This window comes from Bradyrhizobium ottawaense (genome assembly GCF_900099825.1).
Classification (GTDB): domain Bacteria; phylum Pseudomonadota; class Alphaproteobacteria; order Rhizobiales; family Xanthobacteraceae; genus Bradyrhizobium; species Bradyrhizobium ottawaense_A.
The window spans coordinates 5,115,855-5,138,419 of sequence record NZ_LT629693.1 but is presented as its reverse complement, the minus strand read 5'-3'; the positions used below and the strand labels follow the sequence as shown (position 1 = coordinate 5,138,419).

At 63.2% G+C, this 22,565-nt stretch carries 21 protein-coding genes and 1 tRNA gene; 12 read left to right on the top strand and 10 right to left on the bottom strand.

Going from position 1 to position 22,565, the window contains the following annotated elements; all coding sequences use genetic code 11:
- Positions 1–10: 10 nt before the first annotated feature.
- Together BLR13_RS23995 and chpT are read right to left on the bottom strand one after the other, a co-directional pair.
- The gene (locus BLR13_RS23995) at positions 11–2,734 is read right to left on the bottom strand and encodes a hybrid sensor histidine kinase/response regulator (RefSeq protein WP_074818876.1); all 2,724 of its coding nucleotides are present in this window, start codon (positions 2,732–2,734) and stop codon (positions 11–13) included.
- A 282-nt stretch (positions 2,735–3,016) separates the two neighbouring features.
- Complete coding sequence (gene chpT / locus BLR13_RS23990) at positions 3,017–3,664, bottom strand: histidine phosphotransferase ChpT (protein WP_074831172.1); 648 nt, start codon at positions 3,662–3,664, stop codon at positions 3,017–3,019.
- A gap of 140 nt (positions 3,665–3,804) precedes the next feature.
- Between chpT and BLR13_RS23985 the strand changes: the two genes are divergently transcribed.
- Positions 3,805–4,629 carry a 3'(2'),5'-bisphosphate nucleotidase CysQ family protein gene (locus BLR13_RS23985; protein WP_074818879.1) on the top strand — a complete coding sequence of 275 codons (825 nt, stop codon included), beginning with the start codon at positions 3,805–3,807 and terminating at the stop codon, positions 4,627–4,629.
- 160 nt (positions 4,630–4,789) lie between these two features.
- Here BLR13_RS23985 and BLR13_RS23980 read toward each other — a convergent pair whose 3' ends face one another.
- Entirely contained in the window at positions 4,790–5,254 is a 465-nt protein-coding gene (locus BLR13_RS23980) for a YHS domain-containing (seleno)protein (protein ID WP_074818882.1), read from the bottom strand.
- Positions 5,255–5,409: 155 nt separating this feature from the next.
- On the opposite strand from BLR13_RS23980, the gene BLR13_RS23975 reads away from it, so the two are divergent.
- The 3 genes from BLR13_RS23975 (at position 5,410) to BLR13_RS23965 (ending at position 7,639) form a co-directional block, all read left to right on the top strand.
- Positions 5,410–6,015, top strand: a complete 606-nt coding sequence (locus BLR13_RS23975; protein WP_074818884.1) for a DUF1134 domain-containing protein — start codon at positions 5,410–5,412, stop codon at positions 6,013–6,015.
- A 152-nt stretch (positions 6,016–6,167) separates the two neighbouring features.
- Positions 6,168–7,469 (top strand): hypothetical protein, encoded by a 1,302-nt coding sequence (locus tag BLR13_RS23970; protein WP_074818887.1) that lies wholly within the window; start codon positions 6,168–6,170, stop codon positions 7,467–7,469.
- Positions 7,470–7,564: 95 nt separating this feature from the next.
- Positions 7,565–7,639 (top strand) — tRNA-Val (locus BLR13_RS23965).
- 694 nt (positions 7,640–8,333) lie between these two features.
- Here BLR13_RS23965 and ltrA read toward each other — a convergent pair.
- Together ltrA and BLR13_RS23955 are read right to left on the bottom strand one after the other, a co-directional pair.
- Positions 8,334–9,665 (bottom strand): group II intron reverse transcriptase/maturase, encoded by a 1,332-nt coding sequence (gene ltrA / locus BLR13_RS23960; RefSeq protein ID WP_143039567.1) that lies wholly within the window; start codon positions 9,663–9,665, stop codon positions 8,334–8,336.
- A gap of 1,539 nt (positions 9,666–11,204) precedes the next feature.
- Positions 11,205–12,185 carry a tripartite tricarboxylate transporter substrate binding protein gene (locus tag BLR13_RS23955; RefSeq protein WP_157793714.1) on the bottom strand — a complete coding sequence of 327 codons (981 nt, stop codon included), beginning with the start codon at positions 12,183–12,185 and terminating at the stop codon, positions 11,205–11,207.
- 153 nt (positions 12,186–12,338) lie between these two features.
- Between BLR13_RS23955 and BLR13_RS23950 the strand changes: the two genes are divergently transcribed.
- The 4 genes from BLR13_RS23950 to BLR13_RS23935 all read left to right on the top strand — a co-directional run bounded on the left by BLR13_RS23950 (position 12,339) and on the right by BLR13_RS23935 (position 14,324).
- Positions 12,339–12,725, top strand: coding sequence for a carboxymuconolactone decarboxylase family protein (locus BLR13_RS23950; protein ID WP_074818894.1), 387 nt, complete (start codon positions 12,339–12,341; stop codon positions 12,723–12,725).
- Between the two features lie 37 nt (positions 12,726–12,762).
- Complete coding sequence (locus BLR13_RS23945) at positions 12,763–13,527, top strand: alpha/beta fold hydrolase (RefSeq protein WP_074818899.1); 765 nt, start codon at positions 12,763–12,765, stop codon at positions 13,525–13,527.
- A gap of 188 nt (positions 13,528–13,715) precedes the next feature.
- On the top strand, positions 13,716–14,087 hold the full coding sequence (locus tag BLR13_RS23940; RefSeq protein ID WP_074818903.1) for a DUF4118 domain-containing protein: 372 nt from the start codon (positions 13,716–13,718) through the stop codon (positions 14,085–14,087).
- A 3-nt stretch (positions 14,088–14,090) separates the two neighbouring features.
- The gene (locus tag BLR13_RS23935) at positions 14,091–14,324 is read left to right on the top strand and encodes a hypothetical protein (RefSeq protein WP_074818906.1); all 234 of its coding nucleotides are present in this window, start codon (positions 14,091–14,093) and stop codon (positions 14,322–14,324) included.
- A gap of 146 nt (positions 14,325–14,470) precedes the next feature.
- On the opposite strand, the gene BLR13_RS41130 is transcribed toward BLR13_RS23935, so the two are convergent.
- The 3 genes from BLR13_RS41130 to BLR13_RS23925 form a co-directional block, all read right to left on the bottom strand.
- The gene (locus BLR13_RS41130) at positions 14,471–14,647 is read right to left on the bottom strand and encodes a hypothetical protein (RefSeq protein WP_171944941.1); all 177 of its coding nucleotides are present in this window, start codon (positions 14,645–14,647) and stop codon (positions 14,471–14,473) included.
- A gap of 194 nt (positions 14,648–14,841) precedes the next feature.
- Positions 14,842–15,357, bottom strand: a complete 516-nt coding sequence (locus tag BLR13_RS23930; protein WP_074818909.1) for a hypothetical protein — start codon at positions 15,355–15,357, stop codon at positions 14,842–14,844.
- Positions 15,358–15,391: 34 nt separating this feature from the next.
- The gene (locus BLR13_RS23925; protein WP_074831173.1) at positions 15,392–16,939 is read right to left on the bottom strand and encodes an acetolactate synthase large subunit; all 1,548 of its coding nucleotides are present in this window, start codon (positions 16,937–16,939) and stop codon (positions 15,392–15,394) included.
- Between the two features lie 239 nt (positions 16,940–17,178).
- Between BLR13_RS23925 and BLR13_RS23920 the strand changes: the two genes are divergently transcribed.
- The 3 genes from BLR13_RS23920 (at position 17,179) to BLR13_RS23910 (ending at position 19,777) form a co-directional block, all read left to right on the top strand.
- Entirely contained in the window at positions 17,179–17,757 is a 579-nt protein-coding gene (locus tag BLR13_RS23920) for a L,D-transpeptidase (RefSeq protein ID WP_074818912.1), read from the top strand.
- 90 nt (positions 17,758–17,847) lie between these two features.
- Positions 17,848–18,660 (top strand): DUF2927 domain-containing protein, encoded by an 813-nt coding sequence (locus BLR13_RS23915; protein WP_074818915.1) that lies wholly within the window; start codon positions 17,848–17,850, stop codon positions 18,658–18,660.
- 118 nt (positions 18,661–18,778) lie between these two features.
- Positions 18,779–19,777: a LysR family transcriptional regulator gene (locus BLR13_RS23910; RefSeq protein ID WP_074818917.1), complete on the top strand. Its 999-nt coding sequence runs from the start codon at positions 18,779–18,781 to the stop codon at positions 19,775–19,777.
- A 175-nt stretch (positions 19,778–19,952) separates the two neighbouring features.
- On the opposite strand, the gene BLR13_RS23905 is transcribed toward BLR13_RS23910, so the two are convergent.
- Positions 19,953–20,756: an amidohydrolase family protein gene (locus tag BLR13_RS23905; RefSeq protein ID WP_074818920.1), complete on the bottom strand. Its 804-nt coding sequence runs from the start codon at positions 20,754–20,756 to the stop codon at positions 19,953–19,955.
- Positions 20,757–20,768: 12 nt separating this feature from the next.
- Positions 20,769–21,740, bottom strand: coding sequence for a Bug family tripartite tricarboxylate transporter substrate binding protein (locus tag BLR13_RS23900; protein ID WP_083387587.1), 972 nt, complete (start codon positions 21,738–21,740; stop codon positions 20,769–20,771).
- 259 nt (positions 21,741–21,999) lie between these two features.
- Here BLR13_RS23900 and BLR13_RS23895 point away from each other — a divergent pair, with 259 nt between their 5' ends.
- A complete protein-coding gene (locus tag BLR13_RS23895; protein WP_074831176.1) occupies positions 22,000–22,458 on the top strand; it encodes a hypothetical protein in 459 nt (152 codons plus the stop codon).
- Positions 22,459–22,565: the final 107 nt, after the last annotated feature.

Genomic DNA, 22,565 nt, shown 5'->3' with positions numbered 1-22,565 from the left:
TCTATTGCCCTTAAGCCGCGTGCCTGATCTCGGGGGCGGCGGTCTGTTCCTTCAGCGCCGCGATCAGGCCGGGACGGTCGAACTTGGCGACGTAGTCGTGGAAGCCGGCCTGCCGGCCGCGCTCGATCGCCGCCGGCGACACCATCGAGGACAAAGCGATGATCGGCATCGAACTCAGATGCTGGTCGGCGCGGATCACTTCGGCGAACTCGAACCCGTTCATGTCGGGCATCTCGATGTCGGTCAGCACCACGTCGAAGGTCTGGCCCGAGCGCAGCGCGGTGAGGCCTTCCTGGGCGTTGGGGGCGACCCGGACCCGGTAGCCGGCGGCTTTCAGCACCGGCGCCAGCATGTTGCGGAAGAACGCCGAGTCGTCGACCAGCAGCACCGACTGCGCCGACATCGAGGGCCGCATCTCCTTGCGTGAGAACCAGTCGGCGAACGCCATCGGGAGGAAGTGGCCGACGTCGATCACTTCGGTGGCCTGGCCCTTGATCACGGCCGAACCCAGGATGCCGGACTGCGAGCCCGCCACCTCGATGTGCAGCCGCTCCTCGACGATGTCGATGATCTCGTCGACCACGAGCCCCATCGAGCGGCCGTCGTCGGCGAACACCAGGATCGGCTGCGAGCCCGAGGTCTGGACCGTGACCCCGTCCATCTGCACCAGCGGCATCAGCTGCTCGCGGTACTGCACCATGTAGCGGCCGTTCGAGAGTTCGATCTTGTCGGTGGCGATCTCTTCCAGACGGGTCACCAACCCGAGCGGCACCGCCTTGGGCTGATTGGAGCCGGCGCGGAACACCAACAGCGAGGTCAGTTGCTCGCCCGAGGAGGCGTGCGCCGCGGCATGCTCGTCGGCGAGCTCGCGCGAGGCGGAGCCTGCCGCGCCGAGCGCCTTGGCAATGCCGTTGGGGTCGATGATCATGATCACGGCGCCGTCACCCAGAATGGTGTTGCCGGAGAACATGTCGATGTGCCGCAGTTTGGTCGACATCGGCTTGACCACGATCTCTTCGGTGTGGAACACGCCGTCGACCACGATGCCGAAGGTCTGGCTGCCCACTTGAGTGACCACGATAAAACCGTTCTCGGGGTCGGACGAGGAGCCGTCGTCGATCTTCAACAGCTTCTTCAGGTGCATCAGCGGCAACAGCTTGTTGCGCAGCCTGAGCACGGCGGTGTCCTTGATGCGCTCGATGCGGTGTTCGGAGTTGGCGCGGGCGCGAACCAGCTCGACCACCGACAGCTGCGGGATCGCAAAGCGGTCGCCGGCGGCTTCCACGATCAGGGCCGAGACGATGGCCAGCGTCAGCGGGATCTTGATGGTGACGGAAGAGCCCTCGCCGGCCACCGACTTGATGTCGATGGTGCCGCCGATCTGGTCGATATTGGTGCGCACCACGTCCATGCCGACGCCGCGGCCGGAGACCGAGGTGACGGCGGCGGCGGTGGAGAAGCCCGGCGCGAAGATGAACTTGTGGATCTGGGCTTCGGTCATCTTCTCCAGATCGGACTCGGAGACCAGACCGTTCTGAACGGCCTTGGCCTTGATCCGCTCGGTGTTGAGCCCGCGGCCGTTGTCGGCGATGCAGATGATGATGTGGCCGCCTTCATGGTAGGCGGAGAGGCGGATGGTGCCCTGCTCGGGCTTGCCGGCGGCGGCACGTTCGGCCGGCGTCTCCAGACCGTGGTCGGCGGAGTTGCGCACCATGTGCGTCAACGGATCCTTGATCAGGTCGAGCACCTGGCGGTCCAGCTCGGTGTCGGCGCCGTGCATCTCCAGCTCGATCTGCTTGCCGAGTTCGCCCGAGAGGTCGCGGACGATGCGGGGCAGCTTTTGCCAGGCGTTGCCGATCGGCTGCATCCGCGTCTTCATGACGCCTTCCTGCAGTTCGGCGGTGACGTTGGAGAGCCGCTGCAGCGGCACCTTGAACTCGGTGTCCTCGTTGCGGCGGGAGATCTCGAGCAACTGGTTGCGGGTCAGCACCAGCTCGGAGACCATGGTCATCAGGTGTTCCAGCGTGTCCACGTTGACGCGGATCGACTGGTTGGCGATTTTGTCGGCTTCCTGGACGTCGGTCTCGGCGGCGACCGCCTTCTTCGACGGCTTGGCTTTGGCGCGCGGCTCGGGGGCCGTCTCCGGCTCGGCGGCCTTGACGACCGGTGCGGGTGCGGGCGCAGGCGCGGGCGGCGCGACTTCGATGGCGGTCTCGCGGAAGGCGCGTTCGAGGTCGTCGAGCGAGACTTCGCCGGGACGCAACGGGCGTTCCAGCACCTGCTCGACCAGCGTGCCCTGCGCGACCGCGGGCGCCGCGGGTGCAACCGGGGGTGCGGCGACCACCGGAACCGCGGCATGCTTGCCTTCGGCCATCGCGTGCAGTTTTTCGATCAGGTCTTCGTCGGTGCCTTCCGGCTCGGTCTCGGTGGCTTCGAGGCCGGCGAGGATTTCCTTGATGCGGTCGATCGAGGACAGGATCAGCGTCACGGCGCCGGCCGTCACCGGCATGCCGTCGCGGAATTTGCCCATCAGGGTCTCGCCGGCATGGGCCAGCGCTTCGAGCCGCGGCAGTCCTAAGAAGCCGCAGGTGCCCTTGATGGTGTGAACCAGGCGGAAGATGTTATCCAGTATCTTGGCGTCAGTCGGGTCCTGCTCGAACCGCACCAACTGATTATCGACCGTATCCAGGCTCTCGCTGGTCTCGGTCAGGAACTCCCGCAACAAATCATCCATGAAACTGGCCTTCGCACGCACCGGCACGCGACATCGACGTACCCAGACGGAACTTGGCCAGCTTCTATGCAAAGCGTTTAATATTGGTTGAGCAAATGGAAAAGAACGGGCTCAACAAAGAGATAAGACCGCGGCAAGGAATCCCGCGGCCTGTCGTCAACCTTTGATTAACGAAATGGGCGAGGTGGTGCGCTCAGTCTTTTGTTTTTGACGCGTTTTCTTGACGTGAACCGGTATCCACCCACGGATCAAGTCCGAGGGCATGCTTCACTCGAAAACGCTTTAGGACGCGGTCACCACCACCTTTTCGCCGTCGAGTGCGAGCGTCACGCTCAACCCGCAGGCCTGCGCCAGCAGCCGCGTATAATAAGGCTGCACCGCATGCGCATCGATCGACGCGGTCGAACTGGCGCTGACGAGGTCGGCGATATTCTGCGGCACGCGGGCATTGAGACCGGCCGACGTCACACGAAAGCTCATGGTCTCGCCGTCGCCGATCGGGTCGATCGTCAGCGTGCCGCCGCGCGGGATGGTCTGCTGGGCAATGATCAGCATGTTCAGGAGCAGCTTGACCCGATTCTTCGGCAGCAGCAGGCGCGGCAGATTCCAGGTGATGGTGATCTTGCCGTCCTCGATGTGGCCCCGCGCCATGTTCTGGGCGTCGCCGAGATCGATCTGCGCGCCCGCCGATCCCGCCGCGCCAAAGGCCAGGCGGCAGAACTGCAACCGTGCCGAAGCGGTCTTGGCGCTCTTGCGGATCAAATCGAGCGCGAAATCGCGATCTTCGGGCTTCGGATTGTCGTCGAGAACTTCAAGCCCATTGACGATGGCGCCAACTGGACTGATGAGATCGTGACAAACCCGCGAACACAATAGCGCCGCAAGTTCGAGGGCGTCGGGAGCCGGACCGGGAGACGAAGTGCCAGACATCATATGTTCCTGGAAAACCGCTGGAGTCGCGGACTGTTACGAATCACGCTTGCTTGCTGGTGTGATACACCGCGCAGCCGCGTGCTGCCAGCACGGGGCGATCACGGGTACGGAGGACGAACAGCAAATGGGCCCCGCTCATGAATGAGGCACGCCCGCTTGTCGTCGATGGCGAGGCCGCTGCCGCGCTGATGGAGCCGCTGACCGACCTGGTGATAGCGGCCGGCGCCGCCATTCTGGCCGTCAACCGCAGCTACATGAAGGTCGACGGCAAGAGCGATGGATCGCCGGTAACGGAGGCCGACCTCGCGGCCGACCGCATCATCGCCGAAGGCCTGGCGCGGCTGGCGCCCGATATACCCTCGCTTTCCGAGGAGCGCGCCCGCGAGGCGCGGTTGCCGTTCAAGGACAGCTTCTTCCTGATCGACCCGCTCGACGGCACCAAGGAATTCGTCGCCGGCCGCAACGAATTCACCGTCAATCTGGCGCTGGTGACATCAGGCACGCCGCTGCTGGGCATCGTCAGCGCGCCGGCGCTGGGGCTGATCTGGCGCGGCATCGTCGGCCGTGGCGCCGAGCGGCTGACGCTTGGCAACGGCGCGCCACAGATACAGCCGATTCACACCCGCCCTTGCCCGCCGCGCGGCGCGCCGTGGACGGTGGCGGTCAGCCGCTCGCATGGCGATCCCAGGACCGAAGCCTTTATTGCGGGGCGGCCGGGCGCGGTCCGGTCCGAACTGGGTTCCGCCGTCAAATTCGGCCGGGTGGCCGAAGGCATGGTCGACATCTATCCCCGCCTGTCGCCGACCTGCGAATGGGATGTCGGGGCCGGCCATGCGGTGGTCACCGCGGCCGGCGGCAAGATCACCGATTCCAATGGCGCCGCCCTGAGATTCGGTGCTGGGCGCGAGGATTTCATCATTCCGGAGTTCATCGCCTGGGGCGATCCGGCGGCGGTGGGTTGAACACTTCGTAGCCCGGGTGAGCGAAGCGACACCCGGGGCCGGTGGTAACACGAGGGCGGCTGTCGAATTCGTCCGGCTTTGTCCCGGATTTCGCGGAGCCTGTCATCGGGCGCGCATTCGCACGACCCGTTGGCTCATCCGGGCTACAAGACCGGGCTGATTACTGCGAAAGCCCCTCTTCCAGCGCCGGCCAGCGCGCGTCCGCGTCTTTGAGGAAACGCGCCGGATTGGCCGCGAAAGCGTCACGGCTGTCCTCGCGGCCGAACAGAAACAGCCGCCGATCGACGATCAGCCAGATCCGCGGGTTGCCGGCATAGGTCACCCCTCGCCCGACATCGACCGGATCGTAGCCGCCGAACCGCGGGCCGTAGACCTCGGGATGGGAGACAAAGGAGGCCCGGTTGCCCTCGTTGCGGAAGCGCCAGACCGCACCGGACTCGGCGGCCTCGAAATCGGGTAGCCCCTGGGTGGCCAGCGATTCGGTGAAATAGGCCACGGGATCAAAACCCTCGATCGCAAGGCCGGAATAGCGGTTCACCACCACCCGTTCGGTGGTCGCGGCGTCAGCAGCGAAATCGACGCCGAAAGCCGCCAAAAAGCCCGCCAACAGCGCAAAAAAGGCCATTCCGGGGCGCCAACCGTATCTTTCCTGCCGTTGTGCCGTCATAGTTGATACCGATAACAGACGAGTCGAGGGGACACTGGACGCAACCTAGAGCCGTGCATGTTGGCGTCAGGTTAAGGGACGGCGGCCAGAATTTCGATACCAGGGGTTCTTTGATGATTTTTGCTTCACGCCTTGCCGCGGTGACGTTGGCCGCGCTGATGTGCTGGGCCATGCCGGCTCTCGCGCAGCAGGCGCAACCGCAGCCTTTGCCGCCGCCGCAACAGCAGCAAGGCCCCGCAACCTTCGGGCCGGACGAGCTGGTCGGTGCCGGGCACAAGTTCTTCGGCAACGTCTCGCGTGGCCTGGCCTCGATCATCGAGCGCGCGGTCAGCCAATGGGGCCTGCCCAATGGCTACGTGCTCGGCGAGGAAGGCAGCGGCGCTTTTGTCGCCGGGCTCCGATACGGCGAAGGCACGCTCTACACCAAGAACGCCGGCGACCTCAGGGTGTACTGGCAGGGACCGTCGGTCGGCTTCGACTGGGGCGGCGATGGCGCGCGCACCATGACGCTGGTCTACAACCTGCCCGCCACCAACGCGATCTATCAGCGCTTCGTCGGCGTCGACGGCTCTGCCTATATCGTCGGCGGTTTCGGCATGACCGCGCTGACCGCCAACAACATCGTGCTGGTTCCGATCCGTTCCGGCATCGGACTGCGGCTCGGCGCCAATGTCGGCTATCTCAAATATACCCCGCGCGCGACCTGGAACCCGTTCTGAGCCTGTTGGCGCACGCCTTCGCTTGCGCTGACGTGCGCATGCTTGTCGATTCTTGGCTTGCCAATTCAGGTTAACGCGGCATGGGGCTGGCCTTTGGCCGGTCCGCCATGGCATTGTGCTTAACAATTCCTTTTGGTGTGGAGTGACCGTCTATGATCGAACCGATCATGTATCTGGCGATCGGTTTTCTGGTCTCGATGCTGTTTGGCCTGATGATCGTGCCGCTGGTGCATAACCGCGCGGTGCGGCTGACGACCCGGCGGCTCGAGGCTGCGACTCCGCTGTCGATGGCCGAGATCCAGGCCGACAAGGACCAGTTGCGCGCGGAATTCGCGATGTCGGCGCGCCGGCTCGAGATGAGCGTCGATCAGCTCCGCAACAAGACCTCCAGCCAGCTCGCCGAACTCGGCAAGAAATCCGACGCGATCAATCGCATGAAGATCGAGCTCGGCGAAAAGAACGCCACGATCTTCTCGCTCGAAGCGCGCGAGAAGGCGATGAAGGAACAGTTGCGCGCCACCGAAGAGGAATTCGCGGCCAAGACCGAGATGCTGCGCGGCGCCGAAGCGGCGCTGACCGACAAGCAGGCCGAACTCGCCAAAATCAATCATGAGTTGTCCGACCGCTCGATGATGGCGGACAGCCGCCAGGTCGAACTGGTCGCGGTGCGCACGCAGATCGAGGAACTGAAGGGCCGCGTCGGCGATGCCGAAAAGGAATTTTCGGCAACCCAAGCCCGGCTCGCGCAGGAACGAACCGAATCCGAAAACGTGACGCGCGAACTGACGGATGCGCGCGGACGTGTCGAAAATCTGAGCCAGCGCGTCACCGACCTCGACCGGCAGCTGATCGTCCAGGTCAAGGAAGCCGAGATGCTCGGCAACCGCGTCAACGATCTGGAATCCCGCCTCGCCACCCAGGGCAAGCTGTTGGCCGAGCGCGAGTATGAAAACAACCAGCTCAAGCAGGCCAACGCGGCCGCCGAGCGCATCATGATGGACCTTCGCAACGAGGTCGCGACGACATCGTCGAGCGGCGCCAGTTCGGCGGCGATCGAGAAATTGCGCAACGAAAAGGCCGCCGTCGAAGAACAGCTTGGTATCGCACGCGACGAACGCGCCAAGCTGCAGCGCGACATCAACGCGATCCAGCAGCAGGCCGAAAGCTCCTGGGCCACCGAGCGCATGGAAAATGCGCTGCTGCGCGAGCGCATCAACGACATCGCCGCCGAGGTCGCCAAGCTCGCGATGCAGCTCGAGGGGCCGAATTCGGCGATCGAGGCCATGCTGGCCGCGGAACCGGCGGCGCCCAAAACCCCCACAAAACCCGCCAACGACATTGCCGGCAACGGCGCCGCCGCCCCCGTCGGCCCTTCCGAAGGCGGCGGGACGCTGGCCGAACGCATCCGCGCCCTGCAATCCCACGCCTCCCGCGCCCGCCAGCAGGGGGCGTAATTCCCCTGCCCCGACCCGTATGCTGGCTTGACACCATGGGTCCGCAAAACGTAAATCGCGGGCTCTGACGGCCCTCATTTCGGGCCAAAATTCCCGGGCGCATAGCTCAGCGGGAGAGCGTTCCCTTCACACGGGAGAGGTCCAAGGTTCGATCCCTTGTGCGCCCACCAGAAAGCCGCTGTTTTATGAGGCTTTCTCCGTCGCTCACCAGACCTATTCGACTGTTCACGACGGAACGATCCACGAACCGCGCAGATCAATCCGTGGAAAATCCGTGGAATTTGTTCTCGTCTCGTCCCGCTGCACTTGCTGGATTCACACGACACTGGGGCCATCGCGGGGGCGCGCAATTACCAGCTTCCAGGTACTGATCGCCACCGCCTTATCCACACCCGCCACAGGCAGCGGTTCTCCGAAGCTCCTGAACCCCACTGATCGGAAGCAAAAACGCCGCCCGCTTAAAACTGTCGCGGGCGGCGGCTTTCCAGCCCCGGGAGGGTAATGCAAAATCCCGGTACAGGTGCCTCTGCACACCCCGTGCCAAGGTTTGCTGTTTCGCAACGGGACACCCCCTACGAAGCTGTCTGATGGCTGCGCTGGCTTGGATCGGCGATGCTGTACGGCGCCGCGCGCGAAAGGATGCTGCTGAGCGCGGTTACAAACTGAAGCGGCCTTAGCCGGGTCCGCTTTGCTGCACATGGCTGGTAGAGTCGAAGTGTGACGCGGTAGTTTTAGGTTCGAACATATCTGTTTCCGCCCCTTTCGTTTGGCGGTGCCTTACTGGTTCGACCATGGCCCCGTTTTCACACTCCGCTCATCGAACCGGACAGGCGGATTTCCCGCATCCGGCTCTCGGACAAAACGTCACGCCTTCACCCACGGCACGTCGTGCCCAAGCATGCTCAGCCGTACGAGCCCGAAGTGCCCGTAGAGATGCGGGAGTGGATAGGTCCCGCCCTTGCGTCGCCTGACCTTGTGCTTGATGCGCAACCACCGGCGCAACCGCATCGCGGTGTAGCTATCGAGTGCCCGATACGCCTTGCTGACAGTGCCTACTTGGAAGTAGTTCGACCATCCGCGCAGCGTGCGGTTCACCTTGCCCACCAGCTTTGTGGTTTCTTGCCATGTCCCCGTTCGGTCTGTCAGTGCGTGGATTTTCTCAACCATGCGCTTGATGCTCTTCTTCGATGGCCGGTATCCCAGGCGCGCCTGGCCGGTTCTCTCTGAGAACATCCGTCCGAACGTGTAGCCCAAGAAGTCGAACTCACCTTCCGGAACCCTGCAGATTCGTGTCTTCTCCTCGTTGACCGTGAGCTTCAGCTTGCTCATGATCTTGCGCAGTTGCTGCAAGGCTTCTTCGGCTTTGCCTCTCCGACACAGGATCACGAGATCGTCGGCGTAGGTCACGATACGAGAGCCGAGGCTTTGCTCCAACCCGAGCATATTCCATCCCAGCACAAACCGGCGCATGTAAATATTCGCCAGTAGTGGGGAGATGGGTGACCCTTGCGGGATGCCTCGCCGGTTGTCCCGGGCTTCGGTCGTGCGTGTCTTCCTTCCTCGATCATCGGTTTCTTCTACGGGGCATTCCAGCCACATCTTGATCAGATGCAGCACGCGCCGATCAACAATCCGGCGCGCTACCGACTTTAGTAGTTCGGCATGGGGGATGCTCCCGAAGTAGTCCGCGAGGTCGGCGTCAACGACTTCCGGATGGCCTCGGAACAGCAGCCGGTCCACCTCAATTACCGCCTGCTGGGCATTTCGCCCAGGACGGTACGCGTACTGTTCGGGTGGAAGGTCGGCTTCGAAGATCGGTTCCAGCACCAGCATCGCTGCCGTCATGCAGACCCGATCCCGCACGGTCGAGATGCCCAGCGGCCTGAGCTTGCCGTTGGCCTTCGGGATGAACACTCTTCTGATAGGATCCGGTCGGTAGCTTTCCTCCCGGAGCGCAAGCGCCAGTTCGCCAAGCCATCGCCCTACGCCATACGCATCGATATCCGCAAAGTCTTGACCGTCCACACCCGGTGCGCCCTTGTTGGAGCGGCACTGGGCATAGGCATGGGCCAGAATGTCCTCGCGGCTGATCTTGTCGTACAGGGCATAGAACCGATAGCCGGCTTCTGCCTTCGCTTTCGCGTGCAACGCCTTCTGCAGTTTCTGAACAGTTTTCGGAGTTGATAGGTTACCCAATCTCCAAATCCCTCACTACTTGTTGCGTCTGTCTTGAACTGAGGTCCCTTCCCTCCACCGGCGTTACCCGGCTTCAGCGGTACTGCGAACCTCTCCGCCACCCCAAGGCGCCCGACCTGTCCCTCGCGGGCGTTCGGTTGGTCATCGCTGGCCACGCCATGGGGCTTCCCGTGTTGCGTACGCTTTCCTTGTGTACATGCCGTCGCCACTACCCCGGCGCAGCGGCTGGGAGTATTAATTCGCTCTTGCACCCAACCGTATCAGCCTTCCCCGAAAGAGTGGTCGGGTCGGCCTGCGCATCGTCCTTTTCGAGGTTTGCTCGGCGTTTACTCGCGTTACGGCCTGCACACTCGCGCTGTCACCAATTCGTGACACGCATACCGAAGGCTTCAGCCACTTTGTTACCTCCATGACTGCTCCGGTTGCTTCCGGCTGGAGCGGTTGCCGGGTGGGACTTACACCCACTGGAAAGCGCCGCCTTTCCACGGCGCACACCCAAGTCGGACATCGCGGCATGTGTCCGAGATGTGCCAAATTCAGACATTTCCGGATTTTTGGTTCAGTTCGCCGTCAGGTTGTCTATGCTAGTGAGATTGCCGCATGGGAAAACGATCCGCCATAGCGACTACCGATGAGGAAGTTGCGAAACTGACGCTGCCGGAACTGAACGGGCAGATTTCGCTCTTGAAGTGGCGGGCGGAGAGAGCAGATGTGTCAGCTTCACTACGCAGGTCCGCATTCAAGAGCCTTGTTTGGTCGGAAGAGCGTCGGGAAACGCTACACGGTGTTAAAGCACCTGACCGAAAATTTTAAACTGAGCATCGGAGCCACCGACCAAAGCATAAAGCACTCGGGGCCAAAGACATGATTTCTCATTGGATTGCGGTGATCGTGTTGTCCCTAGTAGTTGCGGGCGGAATGGCGTTGGCATGGCCGCGTCGAAAGAAGACGTCCGGCCTTGGGGCTAATGTTTACGGCCCCGGCCCGTCGATAGATGGCGGAGACCATCATCCTTCTGGTGGGGATGGTTTTTCGGCGCATGACTAAACGCCTGAAGAAAAGCAAATGCCTGACGTCCCCTGCAATCGCGACCTCACATGAGAATGTTCAACCTGGTTCAGTTCGCCGAGATGGATCGCCGCCCGTGACAGCCCCGCCAGCTCGCCGGCGAGAACGGCAGCGCCAGGCCCGGTGAAGCGAGCTCTGATTCCGGAGAGGGGTTCGGAGAAAGGCCGGTCAATACAGCGGCTGGTGCCGCCAAGGCCGGTGTGGGATCGGACACCCTGATCGATCCCGCGCGTTCGGCTTCCGATGTCGCCTTCAAACCGAAGTGCCTGGGCATCCATTCCTCCATGAGCGAGTACCGGTTCGACGCCGATTCGCGTTTCAAATCCGAGCCAAGCGCGAATCTCCGGTCCAATCATTGAAGCTTCGTTGATTACCCACGAAGATGAAAGCCAATCCGGCCACCCCCGTAGTCATCCGGTATTTCCTGTCATTGGCCGCGCTGCACCCAAACCCGCGAACGACCGCGTCCGACTACTTCCTGGCATCGACCGCTGCAAAAGCCGCCTTCCATTTCTCGACATCGGCACGGATGAAATCGGCAAACTCTTTCGGCGTGCTGCCAACCGGATCGGTGCCTTGCAACTTCAAGGCCCGCTGGACTTCCTCGTCCTTCAACGCCTCGTTTGCCGCGATTGAAAGCCGATCAATGATGGCAGATGGCGTTCCCGCCGGGGCAAGAAGACCGATCCAGACTCCCGCGTCGTATTCACTCATTCCCGCTTCGGCGAGGGTTGGTACATCAGGCATGATGGTCGCGCGCCGCGATTGGGCGACGGCGAACGCTTTCAGCTTTCCGGCCTCGACATGCGGCGCAAGCGTTGCCGCCACATTGAACATCAGCGCGATGCGCCCGGCGAGCAGATCGCTGACGGCCTGATTGCTTCCTCCCTGGTACGGCACGATCACGACGCTGGTGCCGGCCTTTTCGTTGAACAACTCCGCGGCCATGTGGCTGGCCGTTCCTGCGCCCGACGAACCGAAAGTGAGCGTTTCCGGCCTGCTCTTCGCCAGCGCGATCAGCTCGCTCAAATTTGAAGCCGGTACGGAGGGATGCGCCACCAGCACATTGGGCACGACGCCAAGAAGGGCGATCGGCGCGAGCATCTTACCAAGGTCGAAATCGGATTTTGTTTGCGCCGGGTTGAGCGTGTTGGCGATCGTCGCCGTGAACAGCGTATATCCGTCTGCCGGCGCTCGCGCGACGGCTTCGGCCCCGATCATGCTGCTGTTTCCGGCCCGGTTTTCGACGATGACGGGCTGGCCGAGCTTGACCTCCATCCGCTTGCCGATAAGCCGCGTGAGGATGTCCGCCGCGGAGGCTGGTCCAAAGCCGACGACAATCTTGATCGGTTGTGCCGGATAGGTTGCCGCCGCGGCGGCGCCACCGGCAATAACGCCTACCGCCACAGCCAGGCACAGCGCGGCGGTTTTGAGAAAATTGTCAAACATCATTCCCCCTCGCATCACTCCCCCTTGCTCGCGAAGCCATTCGCAGGTCGTTTTCTTGACGGCCACAAACAACGGCCATACAGATCGATCACCATTCTATTTTTTTATTGCCGATCGGGTTCACTGTAGCTCGGGCGCGGACGGAGGGAAATCACCATGCGTTCAGACTCCTCGCGCCGATCGCGTGGTGCGCAAAAGATCGGCGAGGTTCTCGGCCAGACACCGGAACAGGTCGAGCGATCACTCGGCGATGTTGCACCGCAACTTGCAACCTACGTGCTCGAAACAATTTATGGCGAGATCTACCAAAGCCCGACACTTGATTTGCGCACGCGGCAGATCGTGACCGTCGCCGCGCTGGCGACACTCGGCACCGCGGCGCCGCAGTTGCGAACGCATATCGGCGGAGCCCTTCGCTGTGGCGTGACGCGGGAGGAGCTGGTCGAAATCATGATGCAGCTCGCGCCATTTGTCGGCGTCGCGGCCGCGATCAACGGCGTCGCGGCCTGCCGGGAGGTCTTCGCGGTCGCCGACAAGCCCTGAGCACGGCGACGCTCAATCACCAAGGGAGTGAGCCGGAATGGTTTGGCATATGACGATCGGCAACGGTCCTGCGAAGGTTCTGGTGATCCATGGGTGGTTTTGGGATCATCGCGTATTCACCCCGATGTTCGATGCGCTCGACCGCGACCTTTACACTTACGCCTTTGTTGATATCCGCGGTTACGGCCATTCGCGCGACGTCGCCGGCGCATTCTCGATCAACGAAGTCGCCGCGGATGGCATCGCGCTCGCCGACCAGCTTGGCTGGCGGGAATTTCACGTGATCGGCCATTCCATGGGCGGCAAGGCGGCTCAGAAGATGGCGATGGACGCCCCGGCGCGGATAAGATCCGTGGTTGCCGTGACGCCGGTGCCTGCCTCGGCTTTGCCTTTTGACGATGAGGTATTCGGCTTCTTCGCGTCGGCATGCGAAAGCGACGCTGCCGCACTCGCCATCATGGGCGATTCGCTTGGCAATCGCGTCTCGGCAATCTGGCTGCAGCTGATGCTCCGACGGGCACGGGAGACCGCGGCGCCCGCAGCGTTCAAAAATTACATGCATTCATTCATCAAGGACGACCACTCGGCGATGGCAAATAAAGTCACGGCACCCATGCTGGTGCTCTATGGCGAGCACGACAACGGCGTCAGCGAAGCCATGGTGAGGGCTGTCTATCCGGGCCTCTATCCACACGCCGAGATCGAGAAGATGGCCAATTGCGGACACTACCCGATGCAGGAAACGCCGATCATCCTCGCCACCAGGATCCAGACGTTTCTCTCTCAAAGTACTGGAAGTTGAGAAGATAGCGGAACGGTTGTTCCGTCACGTATTTCGGACATTTGGTTGCTCCCGGATCCCGCCGGCGGGACACCGCCCGCCCCGCAAAATTCCGAAAAATTCTGGTTCCGCCCGGCCGGCACGGGGCTTTTCTTTATGTTTTTCCTTCGCTAGCCTCCGGCTTTCAGCATCCGATTGGGGGGAATTTGATGCGCTACCGGACCGATTACCTGCCGAGACTCCAGCCATGGTCGCTGTCGGCGTTCGCGGCCGCGGTCGCCGCGGTGGTGTTTGCGGCGACCCTGCAGGAGATCGTGGCGTCGTTTGGGATCACGCCCTACTTCGCCGGCTTCATTCCTGCGATCCTGGTGGTGAGCCTGCTCGGCGGCGCGCCGGCCGGCACCTTTGCGGTGCTCCTCACCATTCCCGTGGTGTGGTGGGCGTTCATGCCGCCGCACTTCGAGTTCAATCCACTGACATCAGCCGATTACGACAGCTTCGCCACCTTCGTGCTGGTCTCCTCGCTGATGATCTGCTTTTCCCATCTCTATCGGGAAGCGCGCGTCCTGATGCGAAAATAGCTGATGATGAGCACTCAGAAACTCGCGGTAGCGATCACCAGCCTGGCCGGCGGCGCGGTCGGATTGCTGGCGCCCATCGGCGTCGTCAAATGGCTGCTGCAGACCGAGCCGGAAGACGCCGGCATCCTGACGCTGTTCTTCCTGCCCGTCTGGTGCCTGCTGGTGGTCGCAGGCCTGCTGATCGGCCGCAGGCTTGGGCTGTCCATGTCAGGCGGCAAGCGCGTGCTGCAGCGATAATCGATCGAGGCGTTGCGCGCCTCCGAGCACCGCTTCGCTTCGAGAGGCGAGGCGGGATTCCCGAAGGCGATCGCCGACAAGATAAAGGCCGCCTGTCGGCGGCCTTTTTGTTCGTTCGCGCTACCCGCCGAAAGACGGCGGTCACATCACGATGCGAGCGCCATCGGTTCGGAGTCGGCGTATTCGTCCTGGTCCTGAACGATGATGGTAACCTGCCAGCCTTCGCTGGCCCACACCCTCGCTTTGGCGACCGCCATCAGCGAACTCGCCCTGTCCATCCTCACGGTCTCGTTCCCGCGTTCCGCGACGATCCTGTAATTCATGATATCCCCTTACGCACTCAACGATCCCTGGAGCCTGATCGGTTCTGATGAATCAGAACCGGGCTCCACTCTTTCGCTTTGACGCGCTTTCTTCGAAAACGCTTAGGGGATGTTTGAATCGGGCTTTGTCCGCAATTTGCTGACAATTTGTCCAATCGGCGGCAAGACGCGGCCGACTGAGGCAGGCGGGAGGCTCACTCCGCCCTCAAACCCGCTTCCTTCAGCCGGCCGGCGAACCAGTTCGACAGGGCCTCGTCCTTCACACCGCTGGCATAGACCTCTGCCGTCGTGACCTGCTTCTTGCCGAGCGTCACAAACACGCCGATCCAGTAGGCGAACCACAGATGCGGGTCGGTCAGCGCCCGCAGCTTGTGCTGGTCGTGCTCGACCGGCTGATGATTGCCTGATTTTCGGACCTCGAGCGCGAGCAGGTTGTTGGGGATCGCGCGCTGGTGCACGACGATGTCGGGGTAAACCGATTTTCCGAGGTGATCGTCGGTCGAGACGATGGTGCCGTGCGGCAGCCGCAGCGTGCGGTCGCCGAGCCGGTCGTAGTCGCAGTCGACCTCCCAGCCCGGGAACTGGCTCTCGACATGCACGGCGAGCCGGTGGGTCAGCGTGCGCTCGCCGAGATCCTTTTCGAGCAGAAAGGTTTCGCGCGCGTAGAATTCGTGGAGTGCCGTGATGACCTTGTTGAGTTCGGTCTGCATGACGCCTCCACTCCGCGGGCGGCGACGGCCGCTGTTACATCTGCACTTCGATCAGCCGCGGACCCGGCTCGGCGATGGCTTCCGCCAGCGCCTTGTTGAAATCGTCGGCATTGGCGACCGAGCGGCCCGGCACGCCCATGCCCTTGGCCAGCGCGACGAAGTCGAGGTCGGGACGGTTGATCTTGAGCATGTCGAGCGCGCGCTGTCCCGGCTCGCCGGCGCCGACGCCGTCGAATTCGCCGCGCAGGATCTGGTAGATCTTGTTAGCGAACACGATCGTGACGACGTTGAGGCCTTCGCGGGCCTGAGTCCACAGCGATTGCAGCGTGTACATCGCGCTGCCGTCGCCGACCATGCAGATCACCTTGCGGTCGGGACAGGCCACCGCGGCGCCGGTCGCGACCGGGGTCGAGAAGCCGATCGAGCCGCCCATGTTCTGCAGCCAGTCATGCGGGGCGGCGGCCGCCGTCGGCGGGAAGAAGCCGCGGCCGGTGGTGATGGATTCGTCGACCACGATGGCGTTTTCCGGAATCGCCATCGCTATCGCCTGCGCGATCGAGGCGTGCGTCAGCGCACCGGTCGGCTTGGCAATATCGACCATCTTTTGCGGCTGGCGGTCGGCCGGCTTGGCGCCGAGCGCGGATGCCAGCGCTTCCAGTGCGGCGACGGAATTTTCCGCGCCCGTGGTCATCCGATGCACCTCGCAGCCCTGCGGCTTCAGCATGCTCGGCTTGTTCGGATAGGCGAAGAACGCCACGGGATCGTTGGCCTCGACCAGCACGATGTTCTTGAAGTTCTTCAGGATCGGCAGCGCCTGCTCGATCACATAGGGGATGCGGTCGATCGCGAAGCGGCCCTTGCCGCGCGCCATCCGCGGATTGTAGGTCTGGCCCATCACCTTGCAGCCGGTCTTGCCGGCGATCTGGGCCGCCAACGCCAGGCCGTGCTCGGTCAGCGCGCTACCGGTCATCAGCAGCAGCGTTTCGCCGCCGCCGGCGCGCAGCACTTTCGCGGCATTGTCGACGGCCTGCGACGAATAATTGGCGCGCTGGCTCTCGGCCGGCACCTGCGCGATGCCGTCGGCCTCGTTCCAGGCGGTGTCGGCGGGCAGGATCAGAGTGGCGATCTGCGCCGGTGCGCTCTTGGCGGCGACAATCGCCGCAGCGCCGTCGGCCGAGACCGATGTTGCGTCCGGCGAGGTCCGCACCCAGGAAGACATCGGCCGCGCCAGCCCCTCGATGTCGGAGGTCAGCGGCGCATTGTAGCCGATATGGTAGGTCGCGTGCTGGCCGACGATGTTGACGATGCCGGAATTGGCCTTCTTGGCGTTGTGTAGATTGGCAAGGCCGTTGGCGAGGCCGGGCCCGAGATGCAGCAGCGTCGAAGCCGGCGTGCCCTTCATGCGGTAATAGCCGTCGGCGGCGCCTGTCACGACACCCTCGAACAGGCCGAGCACGCAGCGCATGCCATCGACTCGATCCAGCGCGGCGACGAAGTGCATCTCCGAGGTGCCGGGGTTGGCGAAGCAGACGTCGACGCCCCCTGCGACCAATGTCCGCACCAGACTTTCCGCACCGTTCATGGTCTCGCTCCCATCCGCATTGTTCTGCAAGGCTTGGTTATATTAGGCTCGCGAAGATCAATCATTCTTCACGCGTTTCGTCAAAGGTTTAGCGGAACAATGCAGCCATCGCCTCCAGCGTGTTGCCTTTTTTAACCCAGGCGGCCGATAATGCCGCGCTCACGGCCTCGTTGCTTGCGAAATCACGGCAATTATGGCCTGTCTCGACCTGTCGATTTGATGTTTTCGCGAGGAAGAAAATGACCCGGGTTCTGGCTTTGCTGTTTGCGGCGGTGACGATGCTGGCAGCTGCCGGCCAGGCGCAAGCCCAGGGCTTCGATCTGCGCGACATCCTCGGCGGCGGCCCCAATTTCCAGAGCAGCGGCGGCGGATCGAGCCCGATCCCGCGCACGACCGTGAACTTTACCGGCAATTACGCGCCCGGCACCATTTTGATCAGCACGTCCGAACGGCGGCTCTATCTGGTGCTCGGCAACGGCCAGGCGCTGCGTTACGGCATCGGCGTCGGCCGCGACGGCTTCCGCTGGAGCGGAACCCACCGCATCACCGCGAAGAAGGAATGGCCGAGCTGGACCCCGCCGTCGCAGATGCTGGCGCGGCGGCCCGACCTGCCGCGGCACATGGCCGGCGGCATCGACAATCCGCTCGGCGCGCGCGCGATGTATCTGGGATCGACGCTGTACCGCATCCACGGCTCCAACGAGCCCGAGACGATCGGCCAGGCGGTGTCGTCCGGATGCTTCCGCATGACCAATGACGACGTCACCGACCTCTATAGCCGCGTTGGCGTCGGCACCACCGTCGTCGTCAAGAACTGACCGCCGAAACGCGGAACCCGGCGCAAGCCGAACGCGCAAAGGCCTGATCAATCCTTGCGCGCCCCCTCCGATTGCTGCAGCGTCGCCGTCATGCGCACGCCTCGCCGATCCCGCTCTCTGGCAACCCTCGCGGCCGTTCTGTCCGCCATCGCGCTTGGCGCGATCTCGTCGCTGTCCGCTCCGGCGGCCGAAATTCCCGGCGTCGCCCAGCGTCAGCGCACCGAGAAGAAGATCTTCACCGACAGCGAGATCGTCGAAGGCTTTCTCAAGACCGCGTTCGGCGCCGAATACCACCTCGCCGGCCGCGTCGACCGCATCCGCAAATACGACATGCCGGTGCGGGTGTTCGCCGACGGCAATCGCCCCGACCGCAAGGCCCAGCTCGCCAGGATCGTCGCCGATATCGCCGCCAAGGTTCAGCACCTCGACATCGCCATGGCCGCGAGCAACGACGACGCCAACGTGCTGGTCAAGCTGGTGCGCGACCGCGACCTCAACCGCACCATCGCCACCTTCTACGGCAGCGAACGAGCGAAAGAGATCCGCTCGTCGCTCGATCCGCAATGCCTGTCGGGTTTTCGCAAGAACGAGAAATTCGAGATCGAGCATTCCGACGTGATCCTCACCGTCGACAATGGCGACTTCGTCTTCTTCGATTGCGGCTATGAGGAGTTGCTGCAGTCGCTGGGACCGATCAACGATACCTCGACGGTGCCCTGGACCATGTTCAACGACAATGTGTCGATGGGTTATTTCGACATCTACGACCAGTACATCCTGAACCTGCTCTACGATCCCAGGGTCAAGGCCGGCATGACCGTGCAGGACGTCAAGGAAGTGCTGCCCGACGTGCTCGTCGACGTCCGCGCCTGGGTGCGCAAGGTCAACAACCTGCCGGAGTGACGACCCGGCTCGCTGACCCGCCCATTGGCCAATGGTCATGCCCGCCCGGCAACAACGCAGGGTTTCATTTATAAAATACAGTTACTTTTGAGAGTGCCTTCGTATATAAGCATTTCAAATGAACGACCTGCCGCGAACCCAGGCCCTGCGCTGTTTCATCATGATCGCCCGTGAAGGTTCGGTTTCGCGCGCCGCCACGCTGCTTGCTTTGACCCAGCCTGCCGTCAGCCTGCAGCTCAAGGGCCTGGAAGAAAGCATCGGTTTGCTGCTCTTCAACCGGACGCCCGGCGGCTTTACGCTCACCGAAGCCGGCGCCGCCTTGCTTCCGCTGGCGCAGAAGGCGGTATCGGCCTCATCGGATTTCAAGACGATGGCGGCCTCGCTGCGGGAGCAGCTGCGGGGAACGTTGCGCGTCGGCACCATTCTGGAGCCCGGGTTCATCCGGCTTGGACCGTTCGTGCGCAGCCTCGCCACCTCGCTGCAGAAAACCGAAGTGTTCCTGCGCTATGGCATCAGCGACGACGTGCTGACGCAGATCGGCAAAAGCGAGCTCGATGTCGGATATTATATCGACGCGGCGCCGCCGGGATTGTCGGCGTCGCCGCCCAACTCCGAGCGCAGCATCGGCGATGGAAAATTCCGGCTCGCACCGCTGATGCGCTACGATTACCGCGTGATCGCGCCGATGGCATGGAGCGACCGGGTTCTGGGCAAGGACTGGGCCGACCTCGCCGACCTGCCATGGCTCGCAACGCCGCTGCATTCGGCGCACCGGCGGCTCACGGACGATATCTTCCGCACCCTGGGCGCACTGCCGAAGCGCGTTGCCTTCACCGACCAGGAAGAGGCCGTGATCGACTTCGTCGAATCCGGCATCTGTCTCGGCCTCGCCCGCGACGGCATCCTGGATCGCGTCACGCGCAAGCGGGATTTCGTGATTGCCGACAAGGTGACGGTGACCTGCGACCTCTCCTTTGCCTGCCTGGCGTCGCGGCGTCATGAAGACATGATCGCGCACGCCTTCTCGGCGATGCAGGCGGTGTGGGACTTGACCCCATCCGGCACGCCACCGCCGCCGATCGAAGCGGCGCGATCGCGCAAGGGCGCGGCGCGGTGACGCCGTTCCATGCCTGGTATCCCACGCCCGACGTCCGCTTCCAGAGGCGGCGGTAGTTCTACGATCTTGGCGATCGCGACCGAATCAGCGAGATTCGCTTGGCGCTCCTTGACAGGGCGTTTCCTCCCGAAACTTCGCCCGCCCGGTCGGCGGGCTTCCTTTTCGCGACGCAGCGTCACGCGCCGTTGAAATAGAGATCGCGCGCCGTCGCGCCGAAGACTTTCGCGCGCGCAGCGGCGTCGGGAATGGCATCGACCAGCCAGTCGATGGTGGCTTGATACGGGAACTGCCCCTCATGGCCGACAAACGGGCAGTCGCTCGCCCATACCAGCCGGTCGGGACCTGCGACGCGGAGCAGCTCGCGCGCATATGTCTTGGCCTCCGGCCCGAGCCGGTAGCCGCCCGACACCTTGACCCAGGTGCGCCCCTTGTCGATGGAACGCAGCAACGCTTTAAAACCTTCGCTGTTGATGCCGGACTTCGGATCGGGGCGGCCGAGATGATCGACCACGATCTTGACGCCGGAGGCTTCCAGCGTCGGCAGGATTTTTGGCAGGTCTTCGCCGTCGACATGGGGATGAACGTGCCAGTCGAGATCGGCGAGGCGGCGAAACAGCGAACGATAGTCGAATGTGGTGATGTCCGGCAGCGCGGGCAGCCCGATGAACGGAAGCCGGACCCCGACGAAACCGTCGCGGCCCATCGCTTCCAGCTCGAACCGTTCCATCGGGCGCCGGAAGATCGCGGTGCCGCGCAGCCGTTTCGGGTGGGCGCGGAGCGCCGCCAGGATGTAGTCGTTGTAGTCGCCCCACGGGCTTGCGGCCGCGATCACCGCACGGTCGACGCCGTTCTGGTCGAGCGTCGCGATCAACTGCTCGTGGGTGAAACTGTATTTTGGCGCGTGGCGCGGATTGTCGATCAGCGGGATGTCTGACGTAAAGACATGCACATGGGCATCAATCTTGAAACTGTCGGACATGGGGCTTTCGTCTCACTGCGGCTCGAGGCCGACCTTCTTCACCACGGCGGCCCATAAGTCGATATCGGATTTGAGCCGCGCATCGAGTTCCTCCGGCGAGCTCGCGACCGGCTCGCCGCCCAATTCGATCATGCGCTTGCGGAAATCGGGATCGTCGATGATGGCGCGGACGTGGCCGTTGAGGAAGGCGACGATATCGCGCGGCGTGCCTACCGGCGCCACCAGCGAATTCCAGCCGTCCACCGCGGCGTCGATGCCGCTCTCGCGAAACGTCGGCACATCGGGCTGCTGCGGCGAACGCCTGGCGCCGGACGAAGCGATGGCGCGGATCTGGTTGGCATCGATCGCCGACTTCAGCGCCGCATAGGATTCGATGCCGATCTGCATGTCGCCCCGCAGCAGCGCGGTCAGAACCTCGGCGGAGGTACGATGCGGCACCACCGGGATCGGAATGCCTGATATCGAACGCAGCAGTTCGCCGGTGACATTCTGGGTGCTGCCAGGATTGATGGTGCCGACGTTGAACTTTTGCGGATCGGCGCGCGCGGCATCTAGCGCCTGCTTCAGCGTGCGCAGGGGCGAACCCGCCTGCACCAGCACCAGCAGGTCGAACTGCGCCATGGTCGAGATCGGCGCGAAGGCGGTGGCGGGATCGAACGGCATCGATTTGAGCAGCGACTTCGACAGCGCGATGCCGCTCGAGAACACGAACAAAGTGTAGCCATCGGGCGCCGCCGAGGTGACGGCGGTGGCGGCGACGATGCCGCCGGCGCCGGGCCGGTTCTCGATCACCACCTGGGCGTTGGCGCGCTGCGCGAGTTTGTCCGCCAGCAGGCGGACGGTGATATCGGCAAAACCGCCCGCGCCGAACGGCACGACGATGCGGATCGGCCGACTGGGGTAAGGCGCTTGTGCCCGTGCGGGGGCCGTCGTTACCGCGCCGAGGAGAAAGGCGATCAGCATGCCCGCCGCTCTGAAACGCAAGACCGCCCCTCCCTTTGGAATTTTTCCGCCGCCCGTTCCGGACGGCCTATTGTGACTTCAGTCACACATTCTGGAAGTCTTGAGCGCGAATATCCAACGGGACGTTAGGCCAAACCGATCCGATGCGGCTAGCTTGGCCGTTCGGAGGGCATCACGGCAAGCTGCAACGCAACCGGCGCGAGTCAACAAACTGGCTGACGAATGCTAGACGACAGGGATCGAGCCGCAACAGCAGCCACGACACGTATGGGTAAACATGATGCGCCGTAGAATATCGATGGTGTTCTGTCTGGTGATTCTGGCCGCGCTTTCTGCCGTAGCATCGCCCCGCGGGGCCCTGGCCGGCATGGTGCTGATCACCCCCGAAGAAGCGCGGCTGCCGACCCCCAAAGACGTTTTCGCCTCCCGCGCGATCACCCGCGGACCGCACATCGACCTTGCCAGCCGAGACGAAGGGCATTTGCGTTCGCCGCTGCCGCTGCAGCTCAAGTTCAAGGGATTCGGCGGCGCCACCATCAATCTGGACTCGCTTCGCGTGACCTACATGAAGTCGCCGATTGTCGATCTGACGCAGCGCGTGAGACCCTACGCGGGGCCGGAAGGCATCGAGATCCAGGAGGCCGAAGTCCCGCCGGGCGAACATCTGCTGCGCGTCGAACTGCAGGATTCGGAGGGACGGCGGACGACGACGACGTTTCTTCTCAGCGTTTCGCCCTAGCAAGCCATTCGCCCTGGCGCGCAGCCGACAAGCCGGCCTGAAGGGCGTTTTAGGCCACTAGAGGCGATGGTTTGCGCCGTCCGGCGGCCACGCAAGGCATTGCGAAC